This window comes from Streptomyces sp. NPDC085900 (assembly GCF_044540925.1).
Lineage (GTDB): Bacteria > Actinomycetota > Actinomycetes > Streptomycetales > Streptomycetaceae > Streptomyces > Streptomyces gilvifuscus.
In genome coordinates this window covers 67,098-90,199 of sequence record NZ_JBITSP010000012.1, presented here as the reverse complement: position 1 = coordinate 90,199, position 23,102 = coordinate 67,098, and the positions used below count along the sequence as shown (strand labels likewise).

Below are 23,102 nucleotides of genomic sequence, written 5' to 3'. Positions count from 1 at the left end.
CCCGCAGTGGTCGGGCCCGGGTGGAGCCGGCGTCGCACGGGGACGCCGCGCCGGCGGCCTGGCCGGTGCCGTGCTGCGGGTTCGAGCCGTACTCCGGTGGCGGCCGAGGTGTTCTCCACCCGATCAGGACACAGTCCATGGCGAGCCTGTATACGAGCCGGGCCGGCCGCGGTGTTCTGTGTCCCGGCCCGGTCTTTGGGACCTCCGAGACGAGAAAAGGGGTGGGGTGGATGTACCTCGCGCCGGTGCACCGTATGGCCCAGCACGCGGAGGTGGACGCCCCGGCCGGCGTGCTCTACGGCCTGATCGCGGACGCCCTGCGCTGGCCGGTCTTCCTGCCGCCCACGGTCCACGTCGAACAGCTGGAGTTCGACGGCGCCTCGGAGCGGCTGCGGATGTGGGTCACCGCCAACGGCGAGATCAAATCCTGGACCACGCGGCGGGTCCTGGACCCCGTGGCCCACCGCATCGACTTCCGGCAGGAGGTGCTGCCCCGCCCGGTGACCTCGATGGGCGGCAGCTGGAGCGTGGAGCCCCGCGGCCCGGAGAAGTCCCTTCTCACCCTGCGCAACGACTTCGCCGTCAGCGACAACGCGCGCGCGGACGTCGACTGGGTCAAGCGGGCCACCACCGCCAACACGCGGGCCGCGCTGGCCAACCTCAAACAGCTCGCCGAGCGCTGGCGCCGGCTGGACCACCTGGTGCTGTCCTTCGAGGAATCGGTGCACATCGACGCGCCCGTGGAGCCGGTCTACGACTTCCTGCACCGCTTCGGCGACCGGGCCGGCACCGCGTCCGGCGCCGTGCGGATCGAGGTGTCCGAGCGCACCCCCGGGGTGCAGCTGATGACCGTGGAACTGCCCGCGGCCGGCGGCGACGGCGGGACGCGCACCACCGAATCGGTGCGGATCGGCTTCCCGCACGCCGGACGCATCGTCTACAAGGACATCCGCGACAGCGAGCAGCCCGCGCTGCTGGCCGCGCACACGGGGGAGTGGTCGGTCGAACCCGACCCCTGGGGCGAGGGGGTCACCGTCGTCGCCCGCCACCACGCCGTGCTGGACGAGGACGGCGTGCGCGAGCGCTACGGCGAGGGGGCCGAAGCGGTGCGCGGGGCGCGTGAGGCGCTGCGCGCACGGCTCGCCCGGGAGAGCGTCGCCGCGCTGGACCTGGCCCGCCAGCACGCCGAGGACGCACTCGCCCGCCGGGTGTGAGCCGCCCGCCGGGTGTGAGCCGCGCGGCCGGCCCGGCCGCCGCAGACCGCGCTCATCGCGCCGAACGGTTTTCCGTCCGCACCGGCCGCCCGGCCCCGCCGGGCCGGAGTTGTGGAGGTCCCACGTGAACGACAACCTGACCGCGGGCGCCCTCGCGCCCGGGGCCGCGGCACGTCCCCGCACACCCGCCGCCCGTGGCCTGCGGGTGTGCGGGGACGGTGCCGCACGCGCCCAGTACGTCGAGGATCTGCTCGGTGACCCCTTCGCCGACGACAACCCGCACGGCCAGCGGGCGCTGCTGGCCGCCGACGAACGCCGCCAGGCGCCCGCGGCCACCGAGGAACTCCTCGACCGCTTCGGCCTGGGCGCGGAGTTCGTGCCCCGGTTGCTGGGCGGCCGCCTCGCCGGTGTCGAGGAACTCGCGCAGGTGCTGCGGCCGCTCTTTCGGCGGGACGTCGCGCTCGGCTTCGGCGCCGGGATGACCGCCCTGTTCGCCGCGTCCGTGGTGTGGACGGCCGGCGACGAACGCCAGCGCCAGGACACCGCGCGGCGCCTGCTCGCGGGCGGCCGCATCACCATCCTGCACCGCGAGTTCGCGCACGCCAACGCCATCCTGCGCGGCGAGTACAGCGCGCACCCCGCGCCGGGCGGCGGGTTCGTCGTGGACGGCCGCAAGGACGTCGTCATCAACGCCGACCGCGCCGACGCCTTCGTCGCCTACGCGCGCACCGCCGACGGCGACGGCCCCGACAGCCACTCGGTGTTCCTGCTGGAAACCGACCGGCTCCCCTCCCACGCCGTGCACCGGCTGCCGCGCGCCCGCACCCACGGCATGCGCGGCGCCCACTACGCCGGACTGGACCTTGAGCACTGCCCGGTGCCCGCCGACGCCCTCATCGGCACGCTCGGCGAGGGCATCCACCTGTCCCTGCGCACCTTCCAGGTCAGCCGCGCCCTGGTCTCCGGCGGCGCCCTGGTCGCCGGGATGGACAGCGCCCTGCGCTACGCCGTACGGGCCCTGGGCGAGTCCCCCCGCGGCCTGGTGCTGGGCGGGCGCCGCGGCCGGGTGCTGGCCGGCGTCTTCGCCGACCTGCTGGCCTGCGACAGCCTCGCCGTCGCCGGGCTGCGGCTGCTCGATCTGGCCCCCGAGTACGCCCTGGTCCCCTCGGCCGCCGTCAAGTACGCCGTGTCCGCGCTGCTGCACGAGGACCTCGACGAACTCGCCGCGGTGCTCGGCGCCCGCGGCTACGACCGCGGCCCCGCCTACGGCGGCTTCCAAAAACTCGTACGCGACCTGCCGGTGGCCGGCCTCGGCCACGCCGGGACCGCCGACACCCAGGCCGTGCTCGTGCCCCACCTGCGCACCCTGGGCCACGCCGCCCGGCGGGGCGAGCCCTGGCGCGAGGCCCCCGCCGCCCTGTTCACCCCCGGCGCACGCCGCGCCCCGGGGGCCGCGTTCGACTTCCGGCGCCTGCACGCCGAGCCCCACGACCCCCACCACGCCTGCGACGGAATGCTCGCCGCGCTGCTCGGCGCCGCCGCCCGGCTCGACGGCAAACGCGCTCAAGGCCCGCGCTGGGCGGCCCTGGCCGACCTCGGCCGCGCTCTGGCCGCCGAGGTGCACAGCCTCGCCGAACGCTGCGCCGCACTGTTCCGGCGCCCGCAGAGCGGGGCGCCCTCCCCGGCCGCCTACGTCCTCGTCGACCGGTACTGCCTGCTGCTGGCCGCCGCCTCCTGCCTGGCCGTCTGCGAGAACGCCGCCCTGGCCGGCCCGGCCGGCGCCCTGCCGGCCGAACCCGACTGGGCGCTGCTGGCCCTGACCCGCTTCGCCCGCCGCCTGGGCCTGGAGGTGCCCGACGTGCCGGACGGCGTCACACCGGACCTCGCCGCCGCCCTCGTGGACCGCTACCGGCACGGACACAGCTTCGACCTGTACGGAATGCGGCTCGCGTGAGACCCCACCCGGACAGAAACGATTCTTCCCGGCCGGGCAGAGCCCGCGCCCCCCAGCACAGCGGCGGACCGGAACGAGCAGACAAGGAGACGAACGCCGTGCACCCCGGCGAGCCCACACACCCGCGCGACGACCACGTCAGCGACGACCACGTCACCGACGTCAGCGACGACCACGTCACCGACGACGACGTCACCGACGACATCGACGCCCGCGACAGCGCCGGCGTCCTGGCCGCCCTGCACCGCCTGAGCGCACTGGGCACCGTCGCCACCGCGCGCGGCTCCGCCGTCGCCCCGCCCGTGCACATCCCGCGCCCCGACAGCTCCTGGCTGCAGGTCAGGGAGAACCTCCTGGACCGCGGGGCCACGGTGGCGTACGCGACGTGGACCGAGTGGCTGCCGGCGGTGCTCACCACACCGCGGCTCAGGCCGCTGCTGGGCCGCGACTTCAGCCGCTACGAACGCACAACCGACCCCGCGGTCCGCTGCCGCTTCGCCGCCTCCCGGCTGCTCATCAAGTACACCGCGGCGGCCGCGCTGGGCATCGAAGCCGAGGACATCGACATCGCCTACCGGCTCGGCGGCCGCCCCTACCTGCGCGGACTGGACCAGGTGGAGGTGGGCCTGACGCACACCGGTGAGCTGATGGCCGTGGGCATCAGCCGGATGGGCCGGATGGGCCTGGACGCCGAGCGCGCGGACCGCCGCTTCGACGTGGACCTGATGCGCCGCGCGATGTGCACCCCGGCCGAGGCGGCGGAACTCGACGCACTGCCCGCCCCCCAGCGGGCGGCGGGCCTGCTGCGCCTGTGGACGCTGAAGGAGGCCTACACCAAGGCGCTCGGGCAGGGCATGCGGCTGCCCTTCACCGAGTTCGGCTTCGGCCTCGCCCTCGGCGGCCTGCGCACCCCCGACGGCACCGCGGCCCTGGGCGAGGAATGGACGTTCGCCACCTACCCCGTCCTCGGCCGCTACCTCGTCAGCGCCGCCTGCCACGACGCCGGACTCGACCCGGCCGGCGACACCTCGGTCGGCACCATGCTGGACCGCCGGCTGCTCACCGCGATGACACCACCCCCACACAATGAATCCCCGGCCGTGGACATCTAAGACCGTGTCCTAGGTGGTGAGGCGGACAAGTCGTTTGTAGCAGCGGGCCCACTCCCTCGGCCGTGAGTTGATCCAGTGGCCGTTTCCGCAGGTAAGTGGCCTGACTGCAGGCCAGCCGGTTCTCGCTCCGGTCGGAAACTGCTCAGCCCGGGTCGACACCCGGTGCGCTCCCATCCGCAGGCCGTGGTTCCCGTACAGGGGACGGTGGCGGCGACCGTGTCAGTCGCCGTGGTAGAGGCGCACTGGATCGATCAGCTGGATGGCGGGGTCGTTCTCGGCGAGGTGGCGCAGTTCGGTGGTGAAGCCGGTGCCGCTGTAGCACTGCAGCCGGGTGACGTCAGTGGCGGTGCCGCGCGCGGTGAGCAGAGCACGGATGTGCTGGAGACGTTCGAGGTGGCTCTTTCCCATGACGTCGTTCCATTTGGCTTCGCCGATGGCGAGCAGGGTTTCGCGGCCGCTGTCGTCGGTCTCGCCATGGACCGCGACGTCGACTTCGTGGCCGGTCTTCGCGGCAGGATCGTTGACGGTCCCGCTGGCGACCCGTGTGACCTGCCCGCCGTGGGTTGCGGCGGACGCGTGCCAGCGGGCCCATTCGCGGCAGACCTGTTCGAAGTGCGGGCCGACGACCTTGCTGCGGAAGGTGGACTGGGCGCGGTGCCAGACGGCGGGGGCGCGTCCGGGGCGTTCCAGATCGCCCCAGGCGGGGCGCATCACTGAGTGGTAGAAGGCGATGAGGGGTTCGGCGATGCGGTAGGCGGAGCGGTTGCGGCGGAAGGCGTCCGCCTCGTGGGTGATCATGCCGACGTCCTGGAGGACGCTGAGGGGGTGGGCGAGGTCGGTGGACTTGCGGCCCAGGAAGTCGGCGATGCCGCCGCGTGCGGCGTTTCCGCCGGCGATGGCGGCCAGGACGGAGTGGTAGAGCGCGGTGTCGTGAAGTTCGGGTTCCTCTGCGAGGAGGTAGCGGGCCTCGCGGAAGAGCGGACGGGCGGGATTGAGGACGGCGCGGGTGACCCAGGCGTCGAAGTCCTCGGGCCCGGCGGGGGTGTCGCCCTGGGTGAACTCGCGGCGGTAGGCGGGGGTGCCGCCCACGATGGCGTGGGTGAGCAGTGCGGTGCGCGGGTCGGTGATCTCCCAGAACTCGGCGGCGAGGCGGAAGTCCAGGGTGGGGACGACGAGTTCCAGGCCGGCGCGGCCGCGCAGCGGGGCGTTGCCGGCGAGGAGCTTGCCCATGAAGGACAGGGCGGAGCCGCACAGCAGGAGCCGTACGGGGGTGTTGGTGTGCTGGGCGGCGGGGTCGAGGGCGCGCTGGATGATCGAGGGGAGGGCGGGGGATGCCTTGGCGAGGAAGGGGAATTCGTCGATGACCGCGACGATGGGGTCGCCCATGTCGGCGATGCGCAGGAGCTCGGTGACTGCCTCGTCCCAGTGAGCGAAACGAAATGGGGTGGGCTGTTGCCGGTAGCGGGCGAGGGCTTCGCCGAACTGGCGCAGCGCGTCGGCTTCGGTGGTCTCGGTGGCGGTGAACATGAAGCCGCCGCTTGCCCGCGTGACAGCGTCCAGGAGGAAGGTCTTGCCCTGCCGGCGGCGCCCGGAGACCACGCCGAGGGTGGCGCGCGGGCCGGGCAGGGCGGCGAAGCGGGTCAGCTCGGCCCACTCGAAGTCGCGGTCGAACATCTCGGCGGGTTTGTCCACGGCGCACCTCTGCATGGATAGGTGCGCTTATTATATCTGGAATTATTCAAGAGACTCCGCAGGGGTGCCGGACGGCCATGCGATGCCCCTCAGGCGGGCACCGCCGCCGCTGGCTGGTCACCTCCGGCCCACTGGGGGCAGCGCCAGGTCCCTGCGTCCGTACGCAGCTCGCGGCCACGTTCTGCAGGGCGCGCTCGACGCCATGGCGGCAGCCGGCCGCACGCTTCTGGGCCCGGCTCGACGACGCACCGCTCCACCAGGGCTGTCAAGGCGTCCCTGGCGTGCCGGAGCACGAGGTCGTCCCGCACCCCGGCACCCGTACGCCCGGGCCCGCGCCGCGGATCCGGCATCGCGCCGGCTCAGGCCCGGCGCGGGGGCTCTCCCTCGGTGAACAGCACCCGGAACGACAGCGCGCTCATCCGCCAGCCGTCCGGGGTCCTGCGGGCCTCGCCGGAGGCGAGCGTGCCCGCGCGGAACAGCGGCGGCGTGTCACCGCCGGTGGGGTGGACGTGCGTGGTGAGCACGTTGGCGCGGAAGACGGCACGCTCGCCGTCGACGCTCACCACCGGTGGCGAGCCCAGGTGCTGGGTGCGGGCGAACACCGCCAGGGAGGCCCGGTGCCACGCGGCGAGCCCGGCGCACCCGGCGTGGCGGCTCATCGGGAAGGTGACGACCGCGTCCTCGGTGAACAGGCTCCTGGCCCAGGCGTCGTCGAGTTCCCCGTCGTCGAGCGCGATCAGATAACGGCCCAGCAGTTCCCCGACCACAGCGGCCTCGGCGAAGCCGACGGCCGCGCCGGGGGCGGCGAGATGGTTGGAAGTCACCGCCCGAGCATGGTGCCGGGCGCGCTTCGGGGACCAGGTTCCTGCCGAAGATCTGACATTGCCGACAGAGTTCTGTCATGGAATGCATAAAGCCTGTAACGCATTCTCTTTACCGTCCTTCCGTGGCCCGGCAATACTCGTCAAATACCAGTCGGGAGAGGGCGGATGAATACCTTTGACGCGGACGTGATCGTGGTCGGAGCAGGTCCCACCGGACTCATGCTCGCAGGCGAGTTGAGTCTTCATGGAGTCTCGGTCCTGGTCGTCGACCGGCTTGCCGGGCCCATCAGGGAATCCCGTGCCCTCGGCTTTTCCGCGCGCACGATCGAGGAATTCGCCCAGCGCGGACTTCTTTCCCGGCTCGGTGACGTCGATGTCATTCCCTTCGGTCATTTCGGCGGTGTGCCGCTGGACTACCGCGTCCTTGAGGGCGGCTCCTACGGCGCCCGCGGCATCCCCCAGTCGCGGACCGAGGCCATGCTGGCCGGCTGGATCGCCGAGCGCGGCGTTCAGGTGCGCCGGGCCACCGAGGTCACCGGCGTCGAGCAGGACGACGACGGCGTCACCGTCCGCACCACCACCACCGGTGGCACCGGCGGCACCGGCGGCGGCAGCGGTGTGCTGCGCGCCCGCTACGTGGTGGGCTGTGACGGCGCCCGCAGCGTGGTGCGCACCTGCGCCGGCATCGACTTCCCCGGCACCGATCCCACCGTCGAGCTGCGCTTCGCCGACGTCACCGGCGTCCAGCTGCGCCCGCGTTTCAGCGGGGAGCCGGTGCCCGGCGGCATGGTCATGGTGCTGCCGCTGGGCCCGGACCGCTCCCGCGTCATCTACTACGACCGCGCCCAGCCGCTGCGCACCACCCCCGGCCCGATCACCTTCGCCGAGGTCGCCGAGGCCTTCGGGCGCCTGTCCGGCGAGGACATCAGCGGCGCCACGCCGCTGTGGGTGTCCTCCACCACCGATGTCAGCCGTCAGGCCGCCCAGTACCGCAGCGGCCGTGTCTTCGTCGCCGGTGACGCCGCCCACATCCACCTGCCGATCGGCGCCCAGGGCATGAGCGCCGGCATCCAGGACGCCGTCAACCTCGGCTGGAAACTCGCCCTCGACCTCAAGGGCCACGCCCCGCAGGCCCTGCTCGACACCTACCACAACGAGCGCCACCCGGTCGGCGCCCGCATCCTGGCCAACACCCTCGCCCAGCGCACCCTCTACCTCGGCGGTGCCGACGTCGACCCGCTGCGCCAGGTGTTCGGCGAGCTGGTGCGGCACGAGGAGGTGCAGCGCCACCTGGTGGGCATGGTCACCGGGCTCGACATCCGCCACGACGTCGGCGGCAACGGCCACCCTCTGCTCGGCCGCCGCCTGGCGGACCGGCAGATCACCCGCGACGGCGTCAAGCACAGCGTCCTGACCCTCCTTGAGCCCGGGCGCGGGGTGCTGCTCGACCTGGCCGGCAGCCCGGCACTGCGCGCCGCGGCCCGGGGCTGGTCCGACCGCGTCGACACCGTCACCGTCCAGACCCCCGACAACGACAACGGGGGCGGGCTGGGCGGCGTCCTGGTGCGTCCCGACGGCTACGTCGCCTGGGTCGGCGCCCCGCACGACGGCCCCGGTGCCGCGGCCGGCGGCATGCCGCTGACCACCGCGCTCGGCCGCTGGTTCGGCCCCGCCCACTGACCGGGACGCCTGTTCCCCACCGCCGTACGTCACATCCCTCCAGGAAGCGAAGAAAACCATGCCGATCATCTCCACCGAGGACAACTACCTGACCGTCCTCAACCTGTTCACCACCGACACCCCCGCCCACCAGGAGCAGCTGCTCACCGAGATGGGCAAGATCGTCGACGCGGCGGCCTACGAGGGGTGGATCTCCTCCACCGTGCACGCCGGGCAGGACAGCCCCGGCACCGCCAACCTGATCCAGTGGCGCAGCGGCGAGGACCTGCAAAAGCGCTACTCCGGCGAGGAGTTCAAGCACCGCACGCTGCCCGTCTTTAGGGAGATCACCACGGCGATCCGGCTGCTGCAGAACGAGATCGTCTTCACCCAGACCCACCCCTCCCTCGGCGGCCGCGTCGAGGTCTCCCCGGACCGTGACGACTACACCGCCATCGAGGTCTACCGGGTCGGCGAGGCCGACCAGGCCGACCTGCTCAAACTCCTGGGCGAGGGCCAGAACTGGCTGGTGGACGTGCCCGGCTACCGCTCGCACAGCGTCTTCAGGGGCCTGCGCGCCATGTTCGTCGAGGGCGCCTTCGCCGTCGTGTACTCGCAGTGGGACAGCAAGGACAGCTACGACGCCTTCCGCACCCTGGCCCCCGAGGCCAAGCCCGAGCCCCGCCGCGCCAACGACGAGCGCATCGCCGAGCTGACCGCCGAGCGCGACGCCAACACCTACCGCGTGGTGCACACCCGCGCCGCGGGCCAGTAACCCCCGCACCCCCCGGCACCCCCGGCACCCCCGCACTCCCGCACCCCCCGCACTTCCTTGCGAGTGGGCGGGCGACGGGGGCGGCCCGCCCGGCAGCACCCGGGCGGGCGGGCCGACGGCGCGGATCCGCCCCCCTTTTTTTCCGCGATCCACCGCACCCTGCCAAGGAGCGAGAACTGATGCACAGCACGCTGATCGTGGCCCGTATGGCGCCCGGTGCGAGCGCGGACGTCGCCCGGCTGTTCGCCGAGTTCGACGCCACGGACATGCCGCACCGCATGGGCACCCGGCGGCGCCAGCTGTTCGCCTTCAACGGTCTGTACTTCCACCTGCAGGACTTCGACGAGGACAACGGCGGCGAACTGATCCAGGGCGCCAAGGACGACCCGCGCTTCGTGCGGATCAGCGACGAGCTGAAGCCGTTCATCGACCCCTACGACCCCGCGACCTGGCGTTCCCCGGCCGACGCCATGGCCCAGCGGTTCTACCGGTGGCAGGCACCCGCCTGAGCCGGCCCCGCCCCGCCCGCCGGCCCGCCCGGGCCGGTGTACCCGCGGCCCATGCCACAGATCAGCTGGGGCCCCTGGCCCCGAGACCGAAGGAAGCACCCCATGGCCAGCATCCAGTTCACCCTCGACGACCTGCGGCGGATCCTGCTGGAGGCGGCGGGCGCCGACGAGAACGTCGACCTCGCCGCGGACATCCAGGACACCTCCTTCGAGGTGCTCGGATATGAGTCCATCGCCCTGCTGGAGACCGGCGGCCGCATCGAGCGCGAGTACGGCATCGTCCTGGACGACGACGACCTCAGCGAAGAGCTCACGCCGCGTGACCTGATCGACGCCGTCAACGCCCAGCTGGCCCCGGCCGGCGCCCGGGCCGCCTGAAGGGGGAGCACACCCATGTCCGACACCACCGGCAGGGTCGCCCTGGTCACCGGGGCGACCAGCGGCATCGGCCTGGAGGTCGCCCGGCTGCTGGCCCGGCAGGGCCACCGGGTCTTCATCGGCGCCCGCGACGCCGACAACGTCGAAGCCACCGCCAAGGCGCTGCGCGAGGACGGCCTGGACGTCGACGGCCGGCAGCTCGACGTCCGCGACGCCGACTCCGTCAAGGAGTTCGTGCGCGGCGCCGTCGCCGTGTTCGGCACCGTCGACGTCCTCGTCAACAACGCCGGGCGCTCCGGCGGCGGCCCCACCGCGGAGATCAGCGACGAGCTGTGGGACGACGTCATCGACACCAACCTCAACAGCGTCTTCCGGATGACCCGCGAGGTGCTGACAGCCGGCGGCATGCGGGACAAGGACCGCGGCCGGATCATCAACATCGCCTCCACCGCGGGCAAGCAGGGCGTCGTCCTGGGCGCCCCCTACTCGGCCTCCAAGCACGGCGTCGTCGGCTTCACCAAGGCGCTCGGCAACGAGCTGGCCCCCACCGGCATCACCGTCAACGCCGTCTGCCCCGGCTACGTCGAGACGCCGATGGCCCAGCGGGTGCGCCAGGGCTACGCGGCCGCCTACGACACCAGCGAGGAGGAGATCCTCAAGAAGTTCCAGGCCAAGATCCCCCTCGGCCGCTACGCCACCCCCCAGGAGGTCGCCGGCCTGGTCGGCTACCTGGCCTCCGACACGGCCGCCTCCATCACCTCCCAGGCCCTCAACGTCTGCGGCGGTCTCGGCAACTTCTAAAACCCCCGCCCGGCCCCCCGCCCGCCACCCCCCACCCCCTCCCGTCCACCTGCCCGCCTTCCGTCCTGCGCACAGCCGGTCCCACCGAGGAGAAGCCTTCATGACGACTCGTGAGGTCGAGCACGAGATCACCATCGGCGCGCCCGCCGCCGCCGTCTACCGTCTCCTCGCCGAGGTGACCAACTGGCCGCGGATCTTCCCGCCCACCATCTACGTCGACCGGGAGCAGACCGGCGCGCACGAGGAACGCATCAGCATCTGGGCCACCGCCAACGGCGAGCCCAAGACCTGGACCTCGCTCCGCACCCTCGACCCCCAATCCCTGCGCATCACCTTCCGCCAGGAGGTGCCCGCGCCGCCGGTCGCCGCCATGGGCGGCACCTGGATCGTCGAGCCCCTGGACGAGGGCGCCTGCCGGGTGCGGCTGCTGCACGACTACCGGGCCGTCGGCGACGACCCGCACGACCTGCTGTGGATCGAGCGGGCCGTGGACAAAAACAGCCGGAGCGAACTCGCCGCGCTGAAGGACAACGTCGAGCGCGCCCACGCCGCCGACACCCAGGAGCTGACCTTCTCCTTCACCGACACCGTCTGCATCGACGGCCCGGCCAAGGACGCCTTCGCCTTCGTCAACGAGGCCGGGCTGTGGCCCGAGCGGCTCCCGCACGTGGCCCGCGTCCGCTTCACCGAGGACACCCCCGGCCTGCAGGAACTGCAGATGGACACCCGCGCCAAGGACGGCTCCACGCACACCACCAAGTCCTACCGGGTCGTCCTTGGACATCACCGCATCGCCTACAAGCAGATCACCCTGCCGGCGCTGATGACCCTGCACACCGGGGTGTGGACCTTCGAAGAGAGCGACGACGGCGGCGCCACGGCCAGCTCCCAGCACACCGTCACCCTCAACACCGACAACATCGCCCGCATCCTGGGCCCCGAGGCCACCGTCGCCGACGCCCGCGCCTACGTGCACAGCGCGCTGAGCACCAACAGCCTCGCCACCCTCAACCACGCCAAGGCCCACGCGGAGCGGAACCGCTGACATGACCGCCGCCCCGCCCCCGCGCACCGGGTCCGCCACGGCGCTCGACACCCAGGTGATCGTCGTCGGCGCGGGCCCCGTCGGCCTGCTCCTGGCCGGTGAACTGGCCCTGCGCGGCATCCAGGTGACGCTCCTGGAGCGCCGCCACGGCCCCGCCACCGCCTCCCGCGCCTCCACCCTGCACGCCCGCACCATGGAGGTCCTCGACAGCCGCGGCCTGCTCGCCGACCTCGGCCGTCCGCCGTGCGAGGTGCGCGGCCACTTCGGCGGCATCCCCCTGGACCTGACCCTGCCCGGCCCCTACCCCGGCCAGTGGAAGGTCGAGCAGACCAAGACCGAGGCCGTCCTGGAGGAGTGGGCCCTGGGCCTGGGAGCCGACCTTACGTGCGGGCACACCCTGCACGCCGTGCACGAGCGCGGCTCCCACGTCGAGGCATCCGCCACCAGCCGCCACGGCACCCCCCTCACACTGCGCGCCGACTACCTGGTGGCCTGCGACGGCCAGGACTCCACCGTGCGCCGTCTGATCGGAGCCGACTTCCCCGGCACGCCGGCCGCCCGGGAACTGCTGCGCGCCGACGTCGCGGGCCTGGACATCCCCGGCCGGCGCTTCCAACGCCTGCCCGGCGGGTTCGCCGTCGCCGCCCGCAACCCGGCGGGCATCACCCGGGTGATGGTCCACGAGTTCGGCGCCAGGCCGGCCGAACGCGCCGGGGAGCCGCACTACGACGAGGTCGCCGCCGCCTGGAAGCGGGTGACCGGCGAGGACATCACCGGCGGCAGGCCGTTGTGGGTCAACCGCTTCGACGACGAAAACCGGTGCCTGACCCGCTACCGGCACGGCCGGGTGCTGTTCGCCGGGGATGCCGCCCACCGCCAGATGCCCATCGGCGGCCAGGCCCTCAACCTGGGCCTGCAGGACGCCTACAACCTCGGCTGGAAACTCGCCGCCGCCCTCGACACCACCGCCCCGGCCGGCCTGCTGGACAGCTACGACAGCGAACGCGCCGCGGTGGGCGCCGCCGTCCTGGGCAACATCCGCGCCCAGGCCCTGCTGCTCCTGGGCGGCCCCGAGGTCGAGCCGCTGCGCACCGTCCTGGCCGAACTCATCGCCCACGAGGAGGTGCGCACCCGCCTCGCCGCAATGATCAGCGGCCTCGACATCCGCTACGACGTCGGCGGCCCCGAGCATCCGCTGCGCGGCGCCCGCCTGCCGCACACCGACCTGCGCACCGGCGCGACCCGCTGCACCACGGCCGACCTGCTGCGCTCCGGACGCGGACTGCTCCTGGCCGTGGGCGGCCCGCCCCCGTCCCTGGACGCCGCCTTGGCCGACCGCATCGACACCGTCACCGCCCAGGTGGCGGCCGGCTCGCCGCTGGAGGCCGCCGGCGCCGTCCTGGTCCGGCCCGACGGCTACGTCGCCTGGGCGGGCGCAGCCGACGGCGCCGGGCTCACCGAGGCCGCCGAGCGGTGGTTCGGCTCCCTCTGACCCCCGCCCCCGGCCCGCATGCCTGCGGCCCGCCCCGACTTCGCCACCCCCCGGCCTTCACCGAGCACGGCCCACCGATGAGTGAGAGGGATCCCACGCCATGCAGGACATCACGATGGACGCCGACGTCATCGTCGTCGGCGCAGGCCCGACCGGACTGATGCTCGCGGGTGAACTCCGCCTGGGCGGGGCCGAGGTGATCGTCCTCGACAAGCTGGCCGAGCCCACCGGCCAGTCCCGCGGCCTGGGCTTCACCGCCCGCGCCATGGAGGTCTTCGACCAGCGCGGCATCCTGCCCCGCTTCGGGCAGGGCGAGAGCCTGGCGGTCAGCGACGTCGGCCACTTCGGCGGCGTCCAGTTCGACTTCACCACGCTGGAAGGCGCCCACTTCGGCGCCCGCGGCATCCCGCAGAGCCAGACCGAGGCGGTCCTGGCCGGATGGGCGGCCGACCTCGGCGCCGACATCCGCCGCGGCCATGAGGTCCTCGCCCTCGACGACGGCTTCCACCACGGCGAGCACGCCGAGATCACCGTCGCCACCCCCGACGGCGTCCGGCGCATGCGCGCCCGCTACCTGGTGGGCTGCGACGGCGGCAAGAGCACCGTGCGCAAGCTCGCCGGCATCGGCTTCCCCGGCACCGAGGCGACCCGCGCCATGTTCCTCGCCGACATCACCGGCGTCGACCTCGCCCCCCGCTACCTCGGAGAGACCCTGCCCAACGGCATGGTGATGGCCGCCCCCCTCAAGGAGGGCGTGCACCGCATCATCGTCTGCCCGCACGGCGCCGCCGCCCGCAGCGCCGAGGACACCGTCACCTTCGAGGAGGTGGCCAAGGCCTGGGAGCACATCACCGGCGAGGACATCAGCGGCGGCGCCGCCGAGTGGGTCAGCTTCTTCAGCGACGCCACCCGCCAGGCCGACCAGTACCGGCGCGGCCGGGTACTGCTCGCCGGGGACGCCGCCCACATCCACCTGCCCGCCGGCGGGCAGGGCCTGAGCACCGGCGTGCAGGACGCCGCCAACCTCGGCTTCAAACTCGCCGCCGTCGCCACCGGCCGCGCCGGCGAGGCCCTGCTGGACACCTACCACGCCGAGCGCCACCCGGTGGGCCGCCGCCTGCTGATGAACACCCGCGCCCAGGGCCTGGTCTTCCTCGGCGGCGAGAAGGCCGAACCGCTGCGCAGCATCCTCACCGAACTCACCGGCCACGACGTGGTCCGCCGCCACCTGGCGGGCATCGTCTCCCACCTCGACATCCGCTACGACCTCGACGAGGACGCGGCCGAGCAGGCGGAGGCGGGGGAGGGGCAGGGCGTGCACCCGCTCCTCGGACGCCGCCTGCCCAAAACCGCGCTGAACGGACCCGACGGCGCAACCGACACCTTCCATCTGCTGCACGCCGGCCACGGAGTCCTCCTCGACCTCGCCGGCGACGCCCGCGTCCGCCAGGCCGCGGCGCCCTGGTCCGGCCGCGTCGACACCGTCACCGCCTCCCCGGCCGACCGCGACACGGTCTTCTCGGGCGCGGCGGCGCTGCTGGTCCGCCCCGACGGCCACGTCGCCTGGACCGGCTCCGGAACCACCGACGGCCTTCAGGCCGCCCTCACCCGCTGGTTCGGCACACCCGCCGAGCACTGACCAGCCCACGCACGGAGGGGCCTCGAGGCCCCGGCCGAGCTGAACATCCACTTTCCCGACCACGGCGCGCTGTGCATGGCACCCCTGGCCCGTGTGGGGCCGGGAGCGGGTGGTGAAGTTCCTCTCGCAGCAGCCGGGCGGTCCCGCTCGCGGTGGTCCCTGGGCGACGGCGGCGATGGCGCCGGTGGCTTCTGCGCTCTGCAGAGAAACGTCGACTGCGTGTACATCAATCTGGTACATACATTACGCTTGGTACATGTCCATGAAGCGAACCAACGTCTACGCGGATCCGGAAGACCTCGCCATCATCAAGGAGGCCGCGAAGCGGCGCGGCATCAGCGAGGCCGAGATCATCCGTCAGGGCATTCATCTTGCGGCCATGGCCAACCGTGTCTGGGACGAACCCCTCTTCTCCCGCACCTTCGAAGGATCCGGTCGTACCCCCAGCAAGCGTGAGGTGCGCGATACCGTCGCCGACGCTGTGCGGCGCGAGACCGGGCCCGGGACAGCTGCGTGATCATTGTCATCGCAGACACGTCCGGGCTCCTTGCAGCGCTTGATTCCACGCATCCCGAACATCACGCGTCGAACGAGGCGATCATGGTTGCGGGCCTTTTGGTGATGTCTCCGCTGCTGCTTGCCGAGATCGATCACGTCGCCACTCGTGAGATCGGCCGTGACGCGGCACTCAGTGCGGTCGACGACATCCGGCACTGGATGCGGCGAGGCCGTATCGTCCTGCCCGAGATCACGGAGGACCACTTGGGTGTCGCCCAGTCGGTGCGTGCCCGCTATCGCGACCTGGACCTGGATCTCGCGGATGCGGTGAACGTGGCCCTTGCCGCCGAGTACGACACCGACGCTGTGCTCACTCTCGACCGTCGCGGCTTCCGGGCCGTGCGCCCGCTCGGCCGTCACAAGGCGTTCAGGGTGCTGCCCGACGACCTTCCGCTCTGAACGCGCCTCCTGGCTCGTGCGGCGAGTTTTCGACGCACCGATCCGGGGATGAGCAACTCCAGGTTGGTACGCCGAGCAGGGCGACCGGCATCGAGGTCGGCTGCGTCGACCCGCCCGCCGGCCCCACCGTGACGCCGGCCCCGCAGGCACCGCCGACCACACCTTGCATCAGCGCGGCCTGACTGCTGCGGCCGGGGGCAGGGCGCGCCGCAGCGAGAGCAGCCGTTGCGGCGACCTTCAACCGCATCAACGTGCCCTCGCTCAACGGTAGTTCGCCCTCGTGGTCGGACCTCCGGGCGGCGCCCCTGCGCAATGGCGCGGACCGTTATCGGACACTGGCCTCCACCACCGAGATCGCCCCCGCCGTCTGCACCACCCGCTCCAGGTGGAAACCCGCCTGGTCCAGCAGCTGCGCGTACTGCCCGGCGGTGCGCTCGCGGCCGCCGACGAGCAGCATCAGCCACAGGTCGACCAGTTTCGAGGCGTGTGCGGCGTTCGGCTTGTCCGGCACGACCATCTCCATCAGCAGCAGCCGGCCGCCCGGCCGCATCGCCGCCCGGACGTTGCGCAGGATCTCAAGGGCCTGCTCCTCGGGCCAGTCGTGCACGATGTGCTTGAGGACGTAGGCGTCCCCGCCCTGGGGCACCGGCCCGAACAGGTCGGCGGCCACCACCTCGCACCGGTCGGCGACCTGCTGCTCGGCCAGGTACTGGGCCGCACCGTTGTCGGCCACCCGCGGGTCGGCGAGGATGCCCCGCACGCCCGGCGACTGGTTCAAGATGCCCGCGAGGAGCTCGCCGCGCCCGGCGCAGAAGTCCACCACGGTGGCGTACTTCGAGAAGTCGTAGGCGGCCAGCACCGGCTCGGTCTCGGTGGCGGACATCGCGCCCATGCCCTTCATGAACACCTCGCCGTACTCCGGCTTGGCCTCGAGGAACTCGAACGCCGTCATGCCGCGCAGCTTGGGCAGGCTCGGCTCGCCCGAGCGCACCGCGTCGACGAAGTGCGACCAGTCCTCCCAGTGGATCGGATGCCCCATGAGCACCGCGATGCCGCGCATCGACATCGGCGCGTCCTCCAGCAGCGCCTTCGCCATCGGGGTCAGGGCGAAACGGCCGTCCTTGCGCTCGGCGAAGATGCCGTTGGAGGCCAGCAGCCGCAGCAGCCGCTGCAGGGTGTCGGGGTGGGCGCCGACCCGCTCGGCCAGCTGTGCGACGGGCAGCGGGCCGCCTTGCAGCGCCTCGGCCACGCGCAGCTGCGCGGCGGCGTAGATGGCCTGGCTGAGCATGGCGCCCTGCACCATCTCCAGCAGCGAGAACGGTGCGGGGGCCAGCTTGCGCACCAGCCTCTGCAGGCCGGTGCGCACGCCTTCGACGACGCGCACGACACGGGCGGGCGGCAGCGGCATGGGTTCCTCCAGGGTGGACGGCGGGCGGCCGGAACGGCCTGCGCCCGCGGCGGGCAGGCCCGGCGCGGGCGCGGCCCTGGCGGCCGCCGCACGCGCCTTTAGGCACCGAGGGTCCGGTGGCGCGGACGGGCCGCGCTCGCGCACGGCTGGAGCCCCCTCGCCCCGGCCGGCCGCCGGCCTGGGCGAGGGGGCTCCAGTTGGTCCCCACCCGCGCTCCGGGGGCAGTTGAGAGAGCCCGATGACGATGGGCACCGTCCGTCTCGGCCAAGGCCGAGAAGAGTCCCGGAGGGGGCCGATCCCGTGAAGAAGCTTGCCTCGTCTGCCGCGCTGTCGGAGCGCGCCGAGCGCATCGCCCGACGCTCGCGCGCCGACAACTGGAAGAAGCCGCCGCGGCGCATCGAGCCGTCCGAGTGCATCACCTGCGACAGCTGCCTGCGCGGCTGCCCCGCGGAGTTCGGCGCGGTCTTCGACCGCGGCCTGGACGTGGTGATCGTTCCCGAGCTGTGCTCGGGCTGTCCCGCCTGCGTCCTGGAGTGCCCGGTCGACTGCATCTACGTCGACGAGGACTGGAGCCCCACCGACGACGCGATGTGGAACCACATCGAGCTCACCGCCGAGAGCGCCGCATGAAGGACCCCGCAGGGCGCCCCGAGTCCCGCCGCGCCGCGCACGCCCGGAAGCGGATCAGCCGCCGCCCCAGCCGGCTCGGCCTGCCCGCCGGGAGCACGGCCGCACCGGAGCGTGTCCGCCGGCCCGACGCCGGCTTCCCCGCCCTGCTCGAACGCGTCTGGCGGCGCGCCGCCCAGGCCCCGGACCTGCGATCGGCTCTCGATGTGCTGCTCACCCTCGACGGACACGTCCCCGCCGACATCCAGCTGCGGGCCCTGAACCCGGCCGAGCAGGCCGCCCTGACCGCACTGTGCGGACTGCACTGGCGCGACATTGACGACGGCACCGGCACCGGCACCGGCACCGGTACCGGGGTCTTCGCGTACCCGGCCGGCACCCCGGCCGCGAGCGCGGCACCCGCGGAACCCGCCGAGCCCGGCGCGGCACCCGCGGAACCCGGCGGGCCCGGTGGCCCCGTGGAGCCGCCCGCCTTCCGCGGCGAGATCGGCCTGACCACCAGCGGCCGCATCGCCGTGCGCACCCCCGGCGCCCGCCCCCTGGACCCCCGCGACCTGGTCGGCGGTATCCGCCGCGTGCCGTGGAGCCGCACCGTCCTCGCCGTCTACCGCCGCGAACTGGACCGCGCCCGCGCCCGGCGCGCCGCCGGCGCGGCCGACTGCCGGGCCTGGCTCGCCCAGCAGGGCGCCCAGGGCCGTGACGCGCTGGTCGCGCAGGCCCAGCAGGCGGCGCTGCGCACCGCCCCGTTCGTCCTGTACCAGCAGGACATCCAGTACACCAACTTCCGCGGCCGCAACACCCTGACCGGCAAGACGCTGTGGCCCGGCCACCCCGACTGCGCCCTGAGCGCCCTGCACGGCCTGCCGCTGGAGCTGTGGTCGGACGAGGACACCCAGCTGCTGGTCTGCCTCACGCTGCTCATCCGCTCGGCCGGCTTCGGCCGCGTCGAGGAGGCCAACGGCACCCAGCTGAGCGTCGACCACGTCGCCCACACGCTGGAGCGGGTGCGCCGCGCCTACAACTCTGTCCCCCTGCCCGGCGCCGAGCCGGCGCCCGCCGCCGCCTCCCACCGCGTCGCCGACCTCGACCGGCTCGCCGTCGCACTGGGTGAACGCCGCCGGCAGGTGGGCCGTAGCGCCCAGCTGTACCGCGAGATCCACGGGCCGCTGATGCACAAGGTGGAGCGGGTGGCCGCCGCCCCCGGCCCCGCCGCCCGCTCCCGGCAGGCGGCCGTCGCCGAGCACCTGCGCAGCCGGCTGCCGCTGACCGGCGCCACGCTCGCCGACCTCGCCCGGGACCTCGACCTCGCGCCCGACTGGCTCGCCCGCCCGCACGGCGCCTTCACCACCGGCCTGGAGTCCCTGGTGCACGAGGCCGTGGCCGCGACCGTCACGGCCTTCGACGCCGACTTCGCGATGAGCCGCGGCATGCGCTCGCTGCCCGATCTGGTGCGCGCGCTGCGCGGCGAGAACTGGGCGGAGATCTGCGACTGGGACATCACCCACTTCTTCTGCTGCGTGGTGGCGCACCCCGAGGCCGCCGCCCACTTCGGCGGCTCGCCGGCCGCGCTCGCCGACGCCGCCTGGGCGATGTCCTCACGGATGCAGTACAACTCCTGGCACTTCGTCGCCGGCAACCTGCCGCCGGTGCCCGAGGTGGCCGCCCGCGACCACTTCGTGCCGCCCGTCATCCCCGATCTGGCGTTCTTCTCCGACCAGCACCACCACGGGCACGTCAACAACAACGTGCGGTTCTCCATCCGCTCCCCGCAGGCCGTCGACGTCGACGGGCGCCGCTTCGAGGGCTTCATGGATCTGCGGCTGCTGCGCTGCGCCGGGGAGCCGTTCGATGAGCAGGACCTGCTCGCCGCACACCAGGTGTCGGCCCTCATCGCCCGCGCCACCTCGCACGCCGCCCGGCTGGCCGCGGCCGGGGCCGCACTGGAGGTCACCGCGTTCGACTCCGCCTGGCACTGGACGTCCATCACCGGCCGGGCACCGGCCGGCGCCGAGGTGCCGGCCGGCCAGGTCCGCCGAGCGTCATGAAGGGACAGCGATGACCGCGCACGGCGTCAGCCACACCCGGGAACTGCTGCGCCGAGGCGAGCTGAGCGCCGTCGAGCACACCAGCGCCGTCCTGGCCGCCGCCCGCGAACGGGACACCTGCGACGCCTACGTCGCCGTCGCGGGCCAGGAGGCGCTGCGCGCGGCCGAGCGCGCCGATGCGCTCATCCGCGACCTGGGCGCCGACGCCTGGCGCAGCCTGCCGCTGCTGGGCGTCACCGTCTCCGTCAAGGACCTGCTGCAGACCCGCGACCTGCCCACCGTGCGCGGCTCGCTGCTGCCCAACGACCGGCCCCGCCAGGACGCCCCGGCCGTGGCCCGGCTGCGCGCCGCCGGAGCCGTCGTCGTCGGCAAGACCGCCACCTCCGAGTACGGCTGGAGCGCCGCCACGCTCTCCCGCGTCGCCCCGCCCACCCGCAACCCCCACGACCCGCGCCTGACCGCGGGCGGCTCCAGCGGCGGCGCCGCCGCCGCGGTGGCCGCCGGCCTGTGCGACGGCGCCCTGGGCACCGACGGCGCCGGATCGATCCGTATCCCGGCCGCGTTCTGCGGCGTCGTCGGCTACAAGCCCACCCTGGGCCGCATCCCGTACGTGCCCAACAGCGCCGACCGGCTCGCCCACCAGGGCCCCCTGGCCCGCACCGTCGCCGACGCCGCGCTGCTGGCCCAGGTCATGGCCGGCCCGCACCCGGCCGACCCCGACTCCGCTCTGGGCTCCCTCGACGCCCCCCGCGCCGACCGGGTCCTCAGGATCGGCTGGATCGACTACGACACCACCACCGACGAGGTCCGCCAGGTCGCCGGACAGGCCCGCCTGGCCCTGATCGGCCAGGGCCACCTGGTGGAGGACGTCGAGGTGCGCTGCGAGCGCCTGTACCCCGCGCTCGTCGACCTGCTGGCCGCCTCCGAGGCGGCCGGGGCCCGCCCCCAGGACGATGCGTGGGCCGATCCCGGCCGCCTGGAGGTGATCCGCTACGGGCGCACCCTGGGCGGCGCCGACGTCATCCGCGCCGAAGAGGTCCGCCAGAACCTGCGCGCCACCCTGCGCACCGTCATGGACCGCTACGACGTCCTGGCCATGGCCACCGTGCCCGTGGAGCCGTTCGCCGCCGACGCCATCGGCCCGCCCTGGGCGGCCGACCCGCGAGACCTGCGCTGGCTGGCCTGGGCGCCGGCCTCCTACCCCTTCAACATGACCGGCCAGCCCGCCCTGTCGCTGCCCGCCGGACTCACCCGCGCACGTCTGCCGGTGGGCCTGCAACTGGTCGGCCCCGTCGGCGGCGACGACCTCGTCCTCTCCCTCGCCGCCCGCCTGGAGGCGGACCTGCACGCACCCAAGCCCGCCGCGCGGGCCCTGCAGCCCGCGGCCGCCCGGTAACCCCAAACGCCCCGTGAAAGGACGCTCCCATGTACGTCAGGTCATGGTCCTCGCCCGCCGCTGAGGGCAGCGTCGGGCGGCCCTCGTTCGTGGCCGATCACGGGCTGTGGGACGAGGCCCGCACCGCCGCCGCCGAGCGGATCGAAGCCGGCCTTGCCGACGTCGACCTCGTCCGCCTCGTCTTCGGCGACCCGCACGGACTGGCCCGCTCCAAGACCCTCACCGCCGAGGCGTTCCGCACCGTGCTGCGCAACGGCATGAACTTCAGCCCCGGCCCGTTCGTCTTCGACACCGGGCACGCCGTCGCCGTCGACTTCCTGGGCGAGCACGGCATCGGCGTCGACGAGATCGCCGGCGCCGGCAACTTCCTCCTCGTGCCCGACCCGCTCACCTTCCAGATCCTGCCCGGCGGCGACGCCCGCACCGCCTGGGTGATCGGCGACGAGTACCTGCGCGACGGCCACCCCCACCCGCTGTCCTCACGGGCCGTGCTGCGCCGCGTCATCGAGTCCTACACCGCGCACCATCTCGCCCCCGTCCTGGGCCTGGAAGTGGAGTGGTACCTCACCCGCCGCCTGGACGACGAGCCCGGCAACACCGGCAACGGCTTCGGCCTGCAGGGCCGCGCCCCGCGCGTGCGAGCCCTGAACGCCGGCTACCAGTTCAACCTCGACGCCCACTACGACACCCTCGCCCCGCTGACCGACCCGCTCGCCCTGCACCTGCTCGCCCTGGGCCTGCCCCTGCGGTCGATGGAACACGAGTCCGGGCCCGGACAGGTCGAGACGACGTTCAGCCCGATGTCCGCGCTGGACGCCGCCGACGCCATGCTGCTCTTCCGTACCCTCGCCAAGAGCTGGTGCGCCCGCCGCGGCCACCACGCCTCCTTCATGTCCAAGCCGCTCATCGACGCCGCCGACCCCAGCGGCTGGCACCTGAACCAGTCGGTCACCGACCTCGCCTCGGGCACCAACCTGTTCGGCACCGAGGGACCCTCCGGCGGACCGTCCCCGCAGGGCAAGGCCTACGCCGAGGGACTGCTGTCCTACGCGGCCGAGCTGTGCCTGCTGTCGGTGCCCACCGTCAACGGCTACCGGCGCCTGGCCGCCGAACACACCCTGGCGCCCACCCGGCTCGGCGTCAGCCAGGAGGACCGCAGCGCGATGCTCCGCCTCGTCGGCCACGGCGCCGGCGCACACATCGAAAACCGCATCGGCGAACCGTGCGCCAACCCCTACCTCAACATCGCCGCCCAGCTGTTCGCGGGACTTGAGGGCCTGACCGCCCCGCCCGCGCCCGCCGGATCCGACGCCACCGCAGGCACCGACGACACCGCGGGCACCGACGGCGCCGGCCTGGTGCCGCAGCACCTGGGCCAGGCCCTGGACGCCTTCCGCGCCGGCCGCGCCGCCCGGCTGCTCGGCGCCCCGCTCGCCGCCTGCCTGGCCAAGCTCAAGCAGAGCGAACTGCACCGCTACGAGGCCTGGCGCCTGCAGGCGGCACCCGCCCCGGGCCAGGTCACCGAGTGGGAGCAGCGTGAGTACTTCGGCGCCTACTGACCTCCCCCCACCCCCC

At 73.5% G+C, this 23,102-nt stretch carries 20 protein-coding genes; 17 read left to right on the top strand and 3 right to left on the bottom strand.

The window, feature by feature from the left end; all coding sequences use genetic code 11:
- The first annotated feature begins 230 nt into the window (after positions 1 to 230).
- The 3 genes from ACIGDI_RS33765 (at position 231) to ACIGDI_RS33755 (ending at position 4,280) form a co-directional block, all read left to right on the top strand.
- Complete coding sequence (locus ACIGDI_RS33765; RefSeq protein WP_399904788.1) at positions 231 to 1,214, top strand: SRPBCC family protein; 984 nt, start codon at positions 231 to 233, stop codon at positions 1,212 to 1,214.
- A gap of 124 nt (positions 1,215 to 1,338) precedes the next feature.
- Positions 1,339 to 3,168: an acyl-CoA dehydrogenase gene (locus tag ACIGDI_RS33760; RefSeq protein WP_399904785.1), complete on the top strand. Its 1,830-nt coding sequence runs from the start codon at positions 1,339 to 1,341 to the stop codon at positions 3,166 to 3,168.
- Positions 3,169 to 3,266: 98 nt separating this feature from the next.
- Positions 3,267 to 4,280, top strand: a complete 1,014-nt coding sequence (locus ACIGDI_RS33755) for a 4'-phosphopantetheinyl transferase family protein (protein WP_399904782.1) — start codon at positions 3,267 to 3,269, stop codon at positions 4,278 to 4,280.
- A 219-nt stretch (positions 4,281 to 4,499) separates the two neighbouring features.
- On the opposite strand, the gene ACIGDI_RS33750 is transcribed toward ACIGDI_RS33755, so the two are convergent.
- Both ACIGDI_RS33750 and ACIGDI_RS33745 read right to left on the bottom strand, forming a co-directional pair.
- Positions 4,500 to 5,954: an ATP-binding protein gene (locus ACIGDI_RS33750; RefSeq protein ID WP_399905301.1), complete on the bottom strand. Its 1,455-nt coding sequence runs from the start codon at positions 5,952 to 5,954 to the stop codon at positions 4,500 to 4,502.
- A 377-nt stretch (positions 5,955 to 6,331) separates the two neighbouring features.
- A complete protein-coding gene (locus tag ACIGDI_RS33745) occupies positions 6,332 to 6,796 on the bottom strand; it encodes a nuclear transport factor 2 family protein (protein ID WP_399904779.1) in 465 nt (154 codons plus the stop codon).
- 219 nt (positions 6,797 to 7,015) lie between these two features.
- Between ACIGDI_RS33745 and ACIGDI_RS33740 the strand changes: the two genes are divergently transcribed.
- From ACIGDI_RS33740 to ACIGDI_RS33695, 10 genes are all read left to right on the top strand, one after another.
- Positions 7,016 to 8,476: an FAD-dependent monooxygenase gene (locus tag ACIGDI_RS33740; protein WP_399905298.1), complete on the top strand. Its 1,461-nt coding sequence runs from the start codon at positions 7,016 to 7,018 to the stop codon at positions 8,474 to 8,476.
- Positions 8,477 to 8,534: 58 nt separating this feature from the next.
- On the top strand, positions 8,535 to 9,230 hold the full coding sequence (locus ACIGDI_RS33735) for an antibiotic biosynthesis monooxygenase family protein (RefSeq protein ID WP_399904776.1): 696 nt from the start codon (positions 8,535 to 8,537) through the stop codon (positions 9,228 to 9,230).
- A 179-nt stretch (positions 9,231 to 9,409) separates the two neighbouring features.
- Positions 9,410 to 9,739 carry a TcmI family type II polyketide cyclase gene (locus tag ACIGDI_RS33730; RefSeq protein ID WP_272177857.1) on the top strand — a complete coding sequence of 110 codons (330 nt, stop codon included), beginning with the start codon at positions 9,410 to 9,412 and terminating at the stop codon, positions 9,737 to 9,739.
- Between the two features lie 102 nt (positions 9,740 to 9,841).
- Positions 9,842 to 10,117 carry an acyl carrier protein gene (locus ACIGDI_RS33725; protein WP_351805278.1) on the top strand — a complete coding sequence of 92 codons (276 nt, stop codon included), beginning with the start codon at positions 9,842 to 9,844 and terminating at the stop codon, positions 10,115 to 10,117.
- A gap of 15 nt (positions 10,118 to 10,132) precedes the next feature.
- Entirely contained in the window at positions 10,133 to 10,918 is a 786-nt protein-coding gene (fabG, locus tag ACIGDI_RS33720) for a 3-oxoacyl-ACP reductase FabG (RefSeq protein WP_399904772.1), read from the top strand.
- Between the two features lie 100 nt (positions 10,919 to 11,018).
- Positions 11,019 to 11,963, top strand: a complete 945-nt coding sequence (locus ACIGDI_RS33715) for an aromatase/cyclase (protein WP_399904769.1) — start codon at positions 11,019 to 11,021, stop codon at positions 11,961 to 11,963.
- A gap of 1 nt (position 11,964) precedes the next feature.
- The gene (locus ACIGDI_RS33710) at positions 11,965 to 13,455 is read left to right on the top strand and encodes an FAD-dependent oxidoreductase (protein WP_399904766.1); all 1,491 of its coding nucleotides are present in this window, start codon (positions 11,965 to 11,967) and stop codon (positions 13,453 to 13,455) included.
- 100 nt (positions 13,456 to 13,555) lie between these two features.
- Positions 13,556 to 15,094 carry an FAD-dependent monooxygenase gene (locus ACIGDI_RS33705; protein WP_399904763.1) on the top strand — a complete coding sequence of 513 codons (1,539 nt, stop codon included), beginning with the start codon at positions 13,556 to 13,558 and terminating at the stop codon, positions 15,092 to 15,094.
- Between the two features lie 256 nt (positions 15,095 to 15,350).
- The gene (locus ACIGDI_RS33700; protein ID WP_399904760.1) at positions 15,351 to 15,611 is read left to right on the top strand and encodes a CopG family transcriptional regulator; all 261 of its coding nucleotides are present in this window, start codon (positions 15,351 to 15,353) and stop codon (positions 15,609 to 15,611) included.
- The gene (locus ACIGDI_RS33695) at positions 15,608 to 16,051 is read left to right on the top strand and encodes a PIN domain-containing protein (RefSeq protein WP_399904757.1); all 444 of its coding nucleotides are present in this window, start codon (positions 15,608 to 15,610) and stop codon (positions 16,049 to 16,051) included. Before ACIGDI_RS33700 ends, ACIGDI_RS33695 begins: the two co-directional genes overlap by 4 nt.
- 325 nt (positions 16,052 to 16,376) lie before the next feature.
- On the opposite strand, the gene ACIGDI_RS33690 is transcribed toward ACIGDI_RS33695, so the two are convergent.
- On the bottom strand, positions 16,377 to 17,459 hold the full coding sequence (locus ACIGDI_RS33690; protein ID WP_399904754.1) for a methyltransferase: 1,083 nt from the start codon (positions 17,457 to 17,459) through the stop codon (positions 16,377 to 16,379).
- A gap of 300 nt (positions 17,460 to 17,759) precedes the next feature.
- Between ACIGDI_RS33690 and ACIGDI_RS33685 the strand changes: the two genes are divergently transcribed.
- Genes ACIGDI_RS33685 through ACIGDI_RS33670 form a run of 4 tightly spaced genes read left to right on the top strand, consistent with a single transcriptional unit; the run spans position 17,760 to position 23,086 of the window.
- A complete protein-coding gene (locus ACIGDI_RS33685; protein ID WP_399904751.1) occupies positions 17,760 to 18,089 on the top strand; it encodes a ferredoxin family protein in 330 nt (109 codons plus the stop codon).
- A complete protein-coding gene (locus ACIGDI_RS33680; protein ID WP_399904748.1) occupies positions 18,086 to 20,131 on the top strand; it encodes a hypothetical protein in 2,046 nt (681 codons plus the stop codon). The genes ACIGDI_RS33685 and ACIGDI_RS33680 overlap by 4 nt, the downstream gene beginning before the upstream one ends.
- A gap of 10 nt (positions 20,132 to 20,141) precedes the next feature.
- Positions 20,142 to 21,527 (top strand): amidase, encoded by a 1,386-nt coding sequence (locus ACIGDI_RS33675; protein ID WP_399904744.1) that lies wholly within the window; start codon positions 20,142 to 20,144, stop codon positions 21,525 to 21,527.
- Between the two features lie 29 nt (positions 21,528 to 21,556).
- The gene (locus tag ACIGDI_RS33670; RefSeq protein ID WP_399904741.1) at positions 21,557 to 23,086 is read left to right on the top strand and encodes a glutamine synthetase; all 1,530 of its coding nucleotides are present in this window, start codon (positions 21,557 to 21,559) and stop codon (positions 23,084 to 23,086) included.
- Positions 23,087 to 23,102: the final 16 nt, after the last annotated feature.